Consider the following 12,761-nt stretch of genomic DNA (forward strand, 5'->3'; position numbering starts at 1 on the left):
GCGACCGGTCCGTCACGCCGAACCGGTCGCGCGCGACAAGGCAAGCGGGCGGCAACCGGTCCGGCCGCCGCTCCGCCCGCCGCTCGGCCTCACTCCGCCGGGGCCGCCTTGGTGGCCGCTTGCTCCAGGTCGCGGCTGACCTTCAGGGTCATCGCCACGAGGCCGCCTGCCAGGGTGACGGCGCCGAGCACCAGCAGCCCGGCCGTGAAGGTGCCGGTCAGGTCCTTGAGGTAACCCATGACGTAGGGCCCGGCGAAGCCGGACAGGTTGCCGATCGAGTTGATCGCCGCGATGCCCGCCGCCGCCGAGCTGCCGGTGAGGAAGGCGCTCGGGATCGGCCAGAGCAGCGGCGGCGTCGCCGAGACGCCGATCTGGCTCAGGCAGAGCAGCCCGAGGATCAGGACCGGGCTCGAGACCAGGCCCGCCCCCGCGACGCCGACCGCCGCGACGATCATGGCGAAGCACACATGCTCCCGGCGCTTCAGGGTGCGATCGGAGCTGCGGCCCAGGAGCACCATCCCGACCGCCCCGAACACGAAGGGCAGCGCCGAGAGCAGGCCGGTCTGGAAGTTGCTGACGCCGAACCCCTTGACGATGGTCGGCAGGAAGAACGCCACGCCGTAGCTCGCCGCGTTGAGGCAGAAATACACGAACGAGCAGGCCAGCACCCGCGGGTCGGACAGCGCCTTGCCGATGCTCATGTGCTCGACCGCGACCTTCTGCTTGCGCTCGGTCTCGAGCCGCGTCTCGAGCCAGGCCTTCTCGTCCTCGCCGAGCCACTTCGCCTGGCCCGGCCGGTCGGTGAGGTAGAAGATCACCACGAAGGCCATCACGATCGACGGCAGCGCCTCGAGGATGAACAGCCACTGCCAGCCGTCGTGACCGGCCCCGGTGATGTTCAGGAGCGCGCCCGAGACCGGCGCGCCGACGATCGACGAGAACGGGATCGCCAGCATGAACAGGGCGACGACGCGGGCCCGGTAGACCGACGGGAACCACAATGTGAGATAGAAGATGATGCCCGGGAAGAATCCCGCCTCGGCGATGCCGAGCAGGAAGCGCAAGATGAAGAACACATACTCGTTCGAGATCCCGGTCGCGCGCGAGATCGGCTGGATGTAGGCGAACAGGGCCGAGATCAGGCCCCAGCTGAACATGATGCGGGCGATCCAGAGCCGCGCACCGAACTTGTCCAGCGCGAGGTTCGACGGCACCTCGAGCAGAAAGTAGGCGATGAAGAACAACCCGGCGCCGAAGCCGTAGGCCGCCTCGGACAATCCGAGCGCCGCATTCATCTGCAGCTTGGCGAAACCGACGTTGACGCGGTCGAGATAGGCAACGAAGTAGCAAACGACCAGAAACGGCATCAGCCGCCACATGACCTTGCGGATTGTTCTGGTTTCGATCTCTTCCACGGCGATGTTCCTGCCCTTGGGTTGTGTTTTTGCAGAGCGGCAGCCCTCGACGCTCTCTAGCAGAGACCGGGGCGGTGAGGGGAGTCCAAAGCCGGACCCGGTGTGCGACGGCAGGCGCAGAACCGGGGCGCCACTCGCGTGTTGCCCCGGCATGACCGAGACACAGCCCCCCTCCGACGCGACGATCCAGGCCCGCCGCCGCGAGATCGTCGCCGAGCACCTGCTCTTCACAACCATCCGGTTCGTGGCGGCCCGGCACCCGGACCTGCTCGACGCTCTCGAAGCCAGCGTCGACCATCTCGGCGATCCGGCCGGCGATGCGACGCGGGACGACGAGGCCGTGCGCGCGATCGCCCGCCGCTTCGTCGCCAGCCTCCGGGCCGAAGCCCGGCCGTGAGCGGCGACGCCCCCGCCGGCTTCACCGAGACCTTGGCGCGGTTCGGGGGCGGCGCGCCGGTCGTGCTCTGCCACGACGATGCCGACGGTCTGTCGGCCGGCGCGCTCTTCGCCCGCATCCTCGCGAGCCCGGCGCACGGCCCGGCGCGGGTGCGGGTGATCGGGCGGGGGGAGAGCGCCTGGTCCGACGCGATCCGGGCCGAGCTCACGGCCGGACCGCCGGTCGCGGGCCTCGTCGTCACCGATCTCGGCGTGCAGGTCGAGCCGATCCTGCCCGGGCTGCCGACCCTGATCGTCGATCACCACGTGCCGCGCAGCCTGCCCGCGCCCGACGTCGCGACCGTGATCAGCGGCTACGGCGAGGAGCCGACGCCGACCTCGAGCCTGCTCGCGCATCGCTGCGCGGTCGCGCGGCTCGGCGCGGCGGAGGCCGGCGCCCTCGTCTGGCTCGCCGCCCTCGGGGCGATCGGGGATCTCGGGGACCGCGCCGCCGCGGCGCAGTTTCCGGAGGTGATGGCCGGCGCGCGACGGCACGCCACCCTGAAGGCCCTGCGCGAGGCGGTGAGCCTCGTCAACGCCCCGCGCCGCTCCCGCCGCGGCGACGCCACGCCCGCCCTGCGCCTGCTGCTGCGGGCGACCGGCCCGGACGACATCCTGTCGGACGTCTCGCCGGACGGCGAAGCCCTGCATGCCGCCCGCGCCGAGGTGAAGCAGGCGCTCGACGCCGCCCGCACGGTGGCGCCGCGCTTCGCCGGTCCGGTCGCGCTGATCCGCTGCGACTCGCCCTGCCAGATCCATCCCCTCGTCGCCCAGTCCTGGACCCACCGCCTGCGCCGCCAGGTCGTGATCGGCGCCAATGCGGGCTTTCGCGAGGGCTTCGTCCACTTCGCCGCGCGCAGCGACACGGTGCCGGACCTGATCGCCTTCCTGGAGGAGCGGGCCCCCCGCCTCGGCCCCGACGACCAGTTCGCGCAGGGCCACCGGCGCGCGACCGGCGGGCAGGTGACCCGGGAGACCTGGAACCGTTTCGCCGCCGGTCTCGGCTTCGGGCCCGAGGCCATGGCCTGATGTCGGCCGCGCGGGTTCGACATGCGTCATCCCTGCGGCCGGTGCCATCGCCCGAACCCGTCGAGCGGGCTCGCACTCCCTTTCCCTGTTGCGCTCCGCCCTGAGCCGGGCTACAGAGGCTTCGCGGTCAGCACCCGTAGCTCAGCTGGATAGAGCGTTGCCCTCCGAAGGCAAAGGTCACACGTTCGAATCGTGTCGGGTGCGCCACCTTTCTCAAAAATTTGCTCGATAGACTGTTCCGGTGGATGGATCGTGTACCGTTGACGCGGTGCAGGCTCGCCAATCGAGTGCGGTTTGGTCGCGTATCCCGACCGCTTGCGATGGCAGGCAACCCGGGCGAGCGTCCGGGCAGACCGACGAGAGGACGACCCGCACGATGCCGATCAAGGCGCTCAACGACCGCAAGAAGCTGTCCTCCGACTTCAACGAGGCCAACGACGCCTTCATCGATGCGGTGCTCGGCGCGCTCCAGGCCGGCGAGATTCCGCTCGATCTCGCCCGGGCCTACCTTGCCCATCCGGTCGCGATGATGCACGCGAACGGCGCGCAGGCTGTGGCGGACTACTTCGAGCGCATCCTGTCGCAGAAGCCCAAGATCGACTGGACGCCGGGAGCCTGAGGATCGGCCCTGCGACGAAGGCGACAGGCGACGGACGAGCGGGTACATCCCTGCCACCGTCTGCTCACCGCCGAACAGGGAACCGAGCGTGTACAAGGTAACAGGAACCGACCCGACCGGCCGCGCGCTGACCTTCGCCTGCGGCACCGATCTGCAGGCGCTCGACAAGGTCCGGGAGCTGATGGGGCGCGGTTTCCGCGATATCTCGGTGGCGGACCCGAAGGGCCGGCGGACGAGCGGAACGGCGTTCGAGCACTCCGTCGGGCTCGACTACGACTGAGATCCGCCACGCGCCAGCCTCGACGATCGAACCGCGCCGCCAGGCCCGGTCTCGCAGGCGCGGTCGAGGGTTCGGGGCAGCCTTGTTTTCGATGGGCTCGCGCACGCCGTCGGCATCGCACCGTGCGGCGGTACGGGCGGAGGCCGCCCGCGGCTCCGCCGCCTTGAATCGAGTGCCCCGTCCCCTCGGCCCGCCCGACCGGCCCCTGTGAGGTGCGCGGGGCCCGCATCCGCCACGCCACGCGGCGGAAACACCCCCACGATTGACCACCCCGGCCGCGCTTGCCACAAGCTTGGCCGCATGAGCGCACCCTCCCGGCGCCCTCTCAAGGTGGAGCCTCACCCGTGTCGCAGCTGAAGCCCGGGCTCGCCCTCGCGGCCCTTCTCGCCCTCGCCGCCTGCCAGTCGAAGCCGGTCGCCCCGCCGGCGGCGGGCCTCGCCCCGGTCGCGGCCCTGCCGGCGGCGGCTTTGCCCGCCGGGTCCGGCTGCGGCCCGGCCATCGCCCGCACCCAGGCCATCGTCGACAGCGACGTCGCCACCGGCAACCTCAACGCCCCGGTCGGCAAGCGCTTCTCGGCCGATCTCGCCAACGCCTCCGCGGCCTGCGCCGCCGGCCGCGACGGCGAGGCCCTGCACCTCCTCGCCGCCGCCCGCGCCCGCTACGGCTACCCGGGCTAAGCATCGTCCGACGAAGCGGATGCCGGTTCGTCGAAGAAGATGCGGTGAAACAAAGACTGAGAGCGCTTCGCGATGGCAGCGCGATCGTGAAGCGCTCTCAGCAGATTTCGCCGAAGTGGATACCGGTTCGGCGGCAAGAATCTGCGACGAAACAAAAACCTAAGCGGGCGAAGCGTTGGCCTGCCAACGTAAGGTTGCTTAGAAGGCGGCGCGCGCCGCCTGGGCGAGGTCGGCAACCAGGTCGTCGGCCTCCTCGAGGCCGGCGTGGAAGCGGAACATCGTGCCCTTCGGCAGCAGCGCCGGATCGCGGCGCGGATGGACCGGCAGCACCAGCGAGACGTGGCCGCCCCAGCTCTCGGCCACGCGAAACAGCAGGAGCGCATCGACGAAGGCGTGGACCCGCTCGGCCGGGAGCGCCTCGTCGAACGCCACCGTGAACAGCCCGTTGCCGGCGCCGAAATACCGCGCGAAGCGGGCGTGCCACGGGCTCGCCGGCCGCGCCGGGCTCAGGATGTCGGCGGTGAAGGCCTGCTCCTCGAACCATCGCATCAGCGTCGCGGCGCTCGCCGCGTGCCGGTCGAGCCGGGCCGCCGTCCCGTCCACCCGGTGGAAGAGCCGGGTGCAGGTCTGGGGCGAGACCGCGCCGAGGCCGCCGATCCGCAACTGTCGGCGCAGCCGCGCGAGGTCGGGTTCCTCCCGCGCCACCGCGACGCCGCTCGGCGTGTCGCCGTAGCCGCCCTCGTGCTTCGTCGTCGCCTGGATCGCGACGGCGATGCCGTGGTCGAGGGGTCGGAAGCGGACGTGGCTCGCCCAGGTGTTGTCCATCACGGTGCGCAGGCCCGCCCGCGCCGCCTCGGCGACGAGGCCGGCGATGTCCGGGATCTCGAACGTGCCGCTGCCCGGCGCCTCGAGGTAGAGCATCGTGTCGGCGGGGGCGGCGCGCCGGCCCGCCTCCCGGATCAGCGCGCCGACCTCCGCGCCCGAGGCGCCGGCCGGGTAGGTCAGGAGGTCGACCCGCCCGGTCTCGCTCATGTAGCGCCAGGCCGGGAAGTAGATCCCGTCCGGGATCAGGACGAGCTTCGGCGCGAAGGCGTCGAGCACCGTCGCGATGGCGGCAAGGCCCGAGGCGCAGACGATCGCGCCGGCCCCGCCATGCAGGGCCGCGAACTTGCGGCCGACCGCGTCGGCCTCCGGCGACTGGACGATGCCGTATTCGGCGCCGCCATAGGGCGCCCGGCCGGCCTCGTCGGCCGCCGCGTAGTCCGCGAGCGTCTCGAACCCGACGCTGCTCTGGCCGAGCGAGCCGAGATCCGAGAAGGCCCGGGCCCGGCCGAGGCCGCGCGGGTTGAGGTGGCCGCGGGAGGCGGCGAGGTCGAGGATCGGCGCGTGGATGCGGCGCGTGGCGGGCCGGCACCCGGCCAGGAAGCCGGCGCGGCGCCCGGGCTTGCCGCCGGCCTCGGGAGAGAGGGGCGCGGAGGAGGGCGGGGAGGGCGGCACGGGTCGGCTCCGTCACGGGCGGGAGATCCCGCCCTATAGGATGCCGCCGCTTCGGCGGCCAACTCGTGCCGTCGGGCATGTCGGGCGGCGCCATCCCCTTCGCCGGGCGAGGCCCTAGATCGTGGCGAACACACGACCGGAGCCGCTCCCGATGCAGACCCCGCCCGACGACCTCGACGCCCGCGCCCTCGGCGAGGCCGCCCCCGCCAAGGGGCTGGCCCGCGAGGCCTGCCCGTATGCCGAGGGGACGCAGGCCCGCACCCTGTGGCTGTCCGGCTACGACGCCGCCGTGGCGGCCGGCGCCGTGCCGGTGACGGGCGGGATCCAGCGCGAGCCGGGCCGCTGAGCCCCGGCATGGACGCGATCGATCCCGCCCATCCGCCGGGCGCGCGCCTCGACCGCAAGGCGGTGGGCGCCGTGGTGCTCGGCAACGCCCTCGAATTCTACGATTTCACCGTCTACGCCTTCTTCGCCAAGGCGATCGGCGAGGCGTTCTTCCCGGCCTCCGACGCGAGCCACAGCCTCCTCGCCTCGCTGGCGCTGTTCGGCGTCGGCTACGTCATGCGGCCGATCGGCGGCGCCCTGATCGGGGCGCTCGCCGACCGGGCCGGGCGCAAGCCCGCCATGCTGGTGACCATCGCCCTGATGGCGCTCGGCATGCTGATGCTCGCGGCCTGCCCGGGCTACGCGCAGATCGGCGGCTGGGCGCAGGCCATCGTCATCGCCGGCCGGCTGATCCAGGGTCTGGCGCTCGGCGGCGAGGTCGGCCCCTCCACCGCCTACCTGATCGAGGCCGCGCCGCCCCGGCACCGCGGCTTCGTCACGAGCTGGCAGATCGCCAGCCAGGGCTGCGCGGCCCTCTTCGCCGGGCTGCTCGCCACGGCGCTGGCGCTCACGATCGGCGATGCCGCCATGGCGCAGTGGGGCTGGCGGGTGATGTTCCTCGTCGGCCTCGCCGTCGTGCCGGTCGGCCTGGTCATCCGCAGCCACCTGCCGGAGACCGGCGGCGCCGAGGCCGACCCGCAGGCCGCGTCCTCGACGGGCGCGGTGATCCGCCGGCTCCTGCGCGACCACGGCCGCCTGCTCGCCTTGACCTTCCTGGTCATCGCCGCCTCGACGGTCTCGAACGCCGTGGGCACCAACATGCCGGTCTATGCCGGGGCGACCCTCGGCCTGTCGGAGACCGCCGCGACCGCGGTGCCGATCGCGCTCGGCCTCGCCTCGGTGGTGTTTCCGCTGCTGGGCGGGTTCCTCGCCGACCGGGTCGGCCGGCGCCCGGTGATGATCTGGCCGCGCGTGCTGATCCTGCTGCTGGCGGTGCCGGCCTTCGCCTGGCTGCTGCGGGCGCCGGGGCCGGTCGCGGTCTACGCGGTGACCTTCCTGCTCTCGGCCCTGTCCTCGATCAACGCGGCGGCGATCATCGTCGGCATTCCGGAATCGTTGCCGCGCGCGGTGCGCAGCTCCGGCCTCGCCATCGTGTACGCCCTCGCGGTCTCGGTCTTCGGCGGCAGCACCAACTACGTGATCAACTGGCTGATCGCGGCGACGGGCGACCGGATGGCGCCGGCCTACTACCTCGCCGCCTTCAGCCTCGTCGGCACGGTGGCGGCCTGGATGCTGCCCGAGACCCGCGGGCGCGACCTCGACGACACCGCATGATCGTCGCGCCCCGCCCGTCGATTTCGGGTGGGGCACTTTTCGGGCGGGCCCGTACGGCAAACCGTGCCACAAGCCGGAGACGCGGCTCCCGCCCCGCTTTCCTCTAACGGAAACCCACCTCGTCATGAGCCTCGAGACCGAGACGATGCAAGCGAAGACGACGCAGAGGTGGCGCTTCCTCGCCCCCGGCCGGCGCGTCCCGGGATCGCCGCTCGCCTTCCTGCTCTTCGCCATCGCGGTGGCGACCGGGGGCTGGAACTACGTCGAGGCCGCCCGCAACCGCGCGGAGGCCGAGCGGCTCGGCCGGGTCCTGACCCAGAGCGAGCGCGTGCTCTCGAGCATGAAGGATCTCGAGACCGGCCAGCGCGGCTTCGTGCTCACCGGCCGCGAGGACTACCTCGATCCCTATACCGCGGCTCTCGGCCGGATCGGCGGCGAGCTCGACCGGCTCGACGCCGACACGCCCGATCAAGCCCTGCGCACGCGCCGCCGGGCCGTGATCGATACCGAGATGGATTTTGCCGGTCGCGTCGTCGCCGCGCGGCGAGCCGGTGGCGAAGGGGCCGACGGACGCGACGCGGCCCTGGCGCTGATCCAGACCGGGGAGGGCAAGCGCGCCATGGATGCGGTGCGTGCGCTCACCCGGGAGGTCCAGGACGACACCACCGGCGGGATGCGCCGCCTCGCCGAGGCGAATGCCCTGCGCACCCCGCTCCTCTCCCTCGTCACCCTCCTGTCGGCGCTCGCGGCGGCCGGCCTGCTCGCCCGCCTCGCCCTGGTGCGCCGCCGGGAGAGCCAGCGCATGGCCGACCTCCTGGAGAGCGTCCTGGAGAACGCGCCCGTCGGCCTCGGCTTCCTCGACCGCGACCTGAACCTGCGTCACATGAACCGGGCGCTCGGCAACATGAGCGAGCGCGGCTTCGGCGCCGATGTCGGCGCGCCGATCTGGGCGCTGCTACCCTCGTTGCGCGATGCACTGGCGCCGAAGCTCGCGGCGGCCCGCGACAACGGCCTCGTCACCGCCAATATCGAGGTCGGGGTGCCGGCACCCAGCGCGCCGGGCGGCGTGCGCCACTTCGAGGTCAGCTTCTTCCCGCTGCGCCGCCGCGGCCGCGGGCCCGAGACCGAGCGGGCCGACGGCGTCGGCATCGTGATGGACGACGTGACGCTCGCCAAGCTCGCCGAGCGCCGCCGCGCCGACAGCGAGGAGCGGTTCCGCTCGCTGACAGAGGCGACCTCGGCCATCGTCTGGACCACGACGCCGGACGGGGCGTTCCGGGAGATCACCTCGGAATGGACCCGTTTCACCGGCCAGCCCCCCGCCGAGGCGGCGGGCCAGGGCTTTCTGGAAGCGGTCCACCCCGACGACCGGGAGGCGACGCGGGTCGCCTGGGAGCAGGCGGTGGCGGGCCGCACGCTCTATGCCATCGAGCACCGCCTGCGCCGCCACGACGGCGTCTGGCGGTACATGGAGGGCCGCGCCGTCCCGATCCTGGAGGAGGACGGCCGGGTGCGCGAATGGGTCGGCGCGCATGCCGACGTCACCGCCCGCAAGGAGGCCGAGCTGGCGCTCGAGGCCGCCAAGGAGGCGGCCGAGGAGGCCAATCGCGCCAAGAGCCAGTTCCTCGCCAATATGAGCCACGAGCTGCGCACCCCGCTCTCGGCGGTGATCGGCTACTCGGAGATGCTGCAGGAGGAGATGGAAGATCTCGGCGAGGAGAGCCTGCTCGCCGACATGCGCAAGATCGAGGCGAATGCCCGCCACCTGCTCGGCCTCATCAACGACGTGCTCGACCTCTCGAAGATCGAGGCCGAGCGGATGGAGGTCTATGCCGAGGATCTCGACGTGGCCGAGACCCTGCGCGACGTCGCCACCACGGTCGACGCCCTGGTCGTCAAGAAGGGCAACACCCTCGACCTGCAGCTCGGCGACGGCCTCGGACACGCGCATACCGATGCGACCAAGCTCCGGCAGTGCCTGATCAACCTCTTGAGCAACGCCGCGAAGTTCACCGAGGGCGGCCGGATCGTCCTGTCGGCCGTGCGTGAGCGCAGGCCGGGCGGCGACCTCCTGCGCTTCACCGTGGCCGATACCGGCATCGGCATGACCGAGGAGCAGCAGGCGCGGCTCTTCCAGCGCTTCACCCAGGCCGATGCCTCGACCACCCGCCGCTTCGGGGGCACCGGCCTCGGCCTCGCCATCACCCGGGCCTTCGCCCGGATGCTCGGCGGCGAGATCGCGGTGGCGAGCCGGCCCGGGGAGGGCACGACCTTCACCCTGGAGCTGCCGGCCCTCTACGAGGCGCGCGACCCCGCCGAGCCGGCCGCCGCGCCCGTGGCGGACGCGCCGGAGATCCCGGCTACGGCCCGGCCCGAGGCCGGCTCCAACCTCGTCCTCGTCGTCGACGACGACCCGGCGACCCGGGACCTGCTCGTCCGCTTCCTGAAGCGGGACGGGTTCCAGGTCGCGACCGCCCCGGACGGCCGCGCCGGGCTGGAGCAGGCGCGGGCCTTGCGCCCCCGCGTCGTCCTCCTCGACGTGACGATGCCGCGGATGGACGGCTGGGCGGTGCTGCGGGCCCTGCGGGCCGATCCGGATTTCGGGGCCACGCCGGTGATCATGGTCACGGTGCTCGACGAGCAGAACCTCGCCTTTTCCCTCGGCGCGACCGATTACCTGCACAAGCCGGTGGAGTGGGGCGCGCTCAAGGAGGCGATGGAGCGCTTCCGCCCGGCCATCCACGAGGGGCCGGTCCTGGTGGTGGACGACGATCCCGACGTGCGCGAGCGCATGACCACCATGCTGACCCGCGAGGGCTGGCGGGTGGCGAGCGCCGAGAACGGCCTTGCCGGCCTCGAGGCCGTCGGCGTGCGCAAGCCCGGCCTCGTCCTCCTCGACCTGATGATGCCGGAGATGGACGGCTTCGGATTCCTGCGGGCGCTGCGCGACAAGCCCGAATGGCGCGACATCCCGGTCGTCGTCCTGACCGCCAAGGATGTGACCGCCGAGGACCGCCGCCGCCTCGCCGGCCGGGCCGACCGCATCCTGCCCAAGGCCGGCCTCGGCATGGCCGACCTCGCCGCGACCCTGCGCGGGCTGATGGGACCGTCCTCCGGGAGCGATGGAGCGGAGGTGGCGGACCGGCCGGTCGCGCCGTGAGAGGGGGCATGCCCGCGGGCCGACGCAGCGGCCGCCGTGGCATCGGGCCCTTGCACGGCGATGGCCGTTCGATCCGCCGGCGCCCCGCCTCGCGGCTGCGCGTCGCGGGGCCGGCGCGACGCGGCGCCCTACCTTGGCCCGATGATCCTGCTTCGCCACGGCCAGAGTGAGTTCAACCTGCATTTCCACGCGACCGGCCTCGACCCCGGCATCGTGGACGCGCCCCTGACGCCGCTCGGTCACGGGCAGGCGGAGGCCGCCTCCCGGTCGCTGGCGGGGGAGGGGCTTCGGCGCATCCTGTGCTCGCCCCTGACCCGGGCGCTCCAGACCGCGACGCCGGTGGCGGACCGCCTCGGCCTGCCGATCCTCGTCACGCCGATGGTGCGTGAGCGCCGGGGCGCGAGCTGCGATACCGGCACCTGCCGGACCGATCTCGCCCGTGCCTGGCCGCATCTCGATCTCAGCCACATGGACGAGGTCTGGTGGCGCGGGGCCGACGAGGCGGATCAGGAGCCCGATCATCTGTTCGAGGCCCGTGTCGCGACCTTCGGTGCCACGATGGCCGGGGATCCCGACTGGGCCCATACCCTCGTCGTGTGCCACTGGGGGTTCATCATGGCAGTCACCGGCTGCAGCCTCGCCAACGGCGAGTGGGTCCGCTGCCGGATGGACGAGGCCGGACGGCTCGCGGCCGTGGAGCGCTGACGCGCCGGGTGTGGCCTCCGCGTCGTCGACCCGGGTCGAGACCGTGGAGCGATCGGTCCCGCATCGCGTCCGCGGGCCGGGACCCCCGTGCAGAGCCGGCGCTCTCGGGCCTCGTGCACGCAATATTGGCGCAACACATGCATCACACTATCGAGGACCGACGGCGTGATCGGCCGTCGGTTCATCAATTGATATATTTCCGGTCCGGCATTGTGGGGCGTAGAACCGAGCGTTCGCCGTATCGAGGACGGCGGCGCGCAGTTCTCCCCGGTATCGAGAAGGGTCCGCGCGATGAGACTTCAGGCACGACGCATGGTCGATTTCTCGGAGACCGCGACGGAGACGTCCAGCGAGGAGATCCGGGCGCATGTCAGGGCCCAGCTGGCGAAGCTCCTGTCCGTCGTGACGGGGGCGAAGGACCGGGGGAACGCGGCCTGAGCCGGCCCCCGGCCGCCGCCCGTCAGAACGGATCGGCGACGATCGGCCAGAGCGGCCGGCCGGCCCGCGGCAGGGACAGGGCGGCGAAGTCCGGGTTGGCGCTGCCCGGCACCGCGACGTGGAGGATGCGGTCGGCCCGCGGCGCGAAGCCGGCATTGAAGTGCTGGGCCGACTTCACGAACACGGTGGCGTAGTCGGTCAGCGAGACGCCGAACTGCTCGAAGGCCGAGGGCTGGAAGACCTGGGTGCGCAGGGCGTTCAGGACGATGTGCAGGCCACCGGCCTCGACCATGACGCAGTCGCCCATCGGCTGCTTGCCGTTGCCGTAGGTCTGCACCGCGTCCGCCTGGATGCCGAGCACCCGCACCGCGAGGTCGACGGGGTCGCCGGACATCGGCCCGGTCTTGCCGCCGATGCGCAGGTTGAGGCGCGCGCCGATGCCGGCCTCGCGGCAAAGGCGCACCGCCACCGGGTCCCAGAAGCTGCCGATCGCGCAGCGCGTCGCGCCGGCCTCCACGAGCGCACGCAGCAGGAAGGTCGAATCGCTCGCCGAGCCCGCCCCGGCATTGTCCGAGACGTCGGCCAGCACCGTCACGCCCGCCGGGGGATCGAGCGCCACCCGCACCGCCTCGTCGAGGGTCAGCAGCCGGTCGGTGGTCGCCTCGCGCATCTCCCACAATTCGCGGGCGAGCGCCTCGGCCGTGCGGCGGGCCAGCTCCGCGTCGCCGTCGGTCACCGCCACCACCTTGGCGCCGACATCCGGGATGTCGGCCCAGGGAAAGCCGTGGGCGAGCGACAGGGACAGGATGCCGTCCCGCCCTTCGGCGGCGCTCATCCGGTCGACGAA

Annotated in this window: 13 protein-coding genes and 1 tRNA gene; 11 read left to right on the forward strand and 3 right to left on the reverse strand. The window is 72.5% G+C overall.

Annotated features, from left to right (window positions below; all coding sequences use genetic code 11):
* Nucleotides 1–89: 89 nt before the first annotated feature.
* Entirely contained in the window at nt 90–1,415 is a 1,326-nt protein-coding gene (locus QR78_RS09355; protein WP_048427243.1) for an MFS transporter, read from the reverse strand.
* A gap of 151 nt (nt 1,416–1,566) precedes the next feature.
* On the opposite strand from QR78_RS09355, the gene QR78_RS09360 reads away from it, so the two are divergent.
* From QR78_RS09360 to QR78_RS09385, 6 genes are all read left to right on the forward strand, one after another.
* On the forward strand, nt 1,567–1,812 hold the full coding sequence (locus QR78_RS09360; RefSeq protein WP_048427244.1) for a hypothetical protein: 246 nt from the start codon (nt 1,567–1,569) through the stop codon (nt 1,810–1,812).
* Nucleotides 1,809–2,879 (forward strand): single-stranded-DNA-specific exonuclease RecJ family protein, encoded by a 1,071-nt coding sequence (locus QR78_RS09365; RefSeq protein ID WP_053220851.1) that lies wholly within the window; start codon nt 1,809–1,811, stop codon nt 2,877–2,879. The genes QR78_RS09360 and QR78_RS09365 overlap by 4 nt, the downstream gene beginning before the upstream one ends.
* 130 nt (nt 2,880–3,009) lie before the next feature.
* Nucleotides 3,010–3,086: transfer RNA gene (locus QR78_RS09370), tRNA-Arg, on the forward strand.
* Between the two features lie 169 nt (nt 3,087–3,255).
* Nucleotides 3,256–3,498, forward strand: a complete 243-nt coding sequence (locus QR78_RS09375; protein WP_048427245.1) for a hypothetical protein — start codon at nt 3,256–3,258, stop codon at nt 3,496–3,498.
* 88 nt (nt 3,499–3,586) lie between these two features.
* Nucleotides 3,587–3,778, forward strand: a complete 192-nt coding sequence (locus QR78_RS09380) for a hypothetical protein (RefSeq protein WP_048427246.1) — start codon at nt 3,587–3,589, stop codon at nt 3,776–3,778.
* Between the two features lie 344 nt (nt 3,779–4,122).
* Entirely contained in the window at nt 4,123–4,455 is a 333-nt protein-coding gene (locus QR78_RS09385; protein WP_425284158.1) for a hypothetical protein, read from the forward strand.
* 198 nt (nt 4,456–4,653) lie between these two features.
* Here the strand turns inward: QR78_RS09385 and QR78_RS09390 are convergent, their stop codons facing one another.
* The gene (locus QR78_RS09390) at nt 4,654–5,952 is read right to left on the reverse strand and encodes a PLP-dependent transferase (protein ID WP_082171790.1); all 1,299 of its coding nucleotides are present in this window, start codon (nt 5,950–5,952) and stop codon (nt 4,654–4,656) included.
* Between the two features lie 151 nt (nt 5,953–6,103).
* Between QR78_RS09390 and QR78_RS09395 the strand changes: the two genes are divergently transcribed.
* The 5 genes from QR78_RS09395 (at nt 6,104) to QR78_RS36460 (ending at nt 11,914) form a co-directional block, all read left to right on the forward strand.
* The gene (locus tag QR78_RS09395; protein ID WP_048427247.1) at nt 6,104–6,298 is read left to right on the forward strand and encodes an Rmf/CrpP family protein; all 195 of its coding nucleotides are present in this window, start codon (nt 6,104–6,106) and stop codon (nt 6,296–6,298) included.
* An 8-nt stretch (nt 6,299–6,306) separates the two neighbouring features.
* Entirely contained in the window at nt 6,307–7,611 is a 1,305-nt protein-coding gene (locus QR78_RS09400; protein ID WP_048427248.1) for an MFS transporter, read from the forward strand.
* Between the two features lie 124 nt (nt 7,612–7,735).
* A complete protein-coding gene (locus QR78_RS09405) occupies nt 7,736–10,771 on the forward strand; it encodes a response regulator (protein ID WP_048427249.1) in 3,036 nt (1,011 codons plus the stop codon).
* Nucleotides 10,772–10,912: 141 nt separating this feature from the next.
* Complete coding sequence (locus tag QR78_RS09410) at nt 10,913–11,476, forward strand: histidine phosphatase family protein (RefSeq protein ID WP_048427250.1); 564 nt, start codon at nt 10,913–10,915, stop codon at nt 11,474–11,476.
* Between the two features lie 312 nt (nt 11,477–11,788).
* On the forward strand, nt 11,789–11,914 hold the full coding sequence (locus QR78_RS36460; protein ID WP_274534399.1) for a hypothetical protein: 126 nt from the start codon (nt 11,789–11,791) through the stop codon (nt 11,912–11,914).
* A gap of 22 nt (nt 11,915–11,936) precedes the next feature.
* On the opposite strand, the gene QR78_RS09415 is transcribed toward QR78_RS36460, so the two are convergent.
* Nucleotides 11,937–12,761, reverse strand: an 825-nt coding sequence (locus QR78_RS09415; protein ID WP_048427254.1) for an MlrC C-terminal domain-containing protein, incomplete at its 5' end; no start/stop codon positions are given.

Origin of the sequence: Methylobacterium indicum (assembly GCF_001043895.1) — a bacterium.
Taxonomy (GTDB): domain Bacteria; phylum Pseudomonadota; class Alphaproteobacteria; order Rhizobiales; family Beijerinckiaceae; genus Methylobacterium; species Methylobacterium indicum.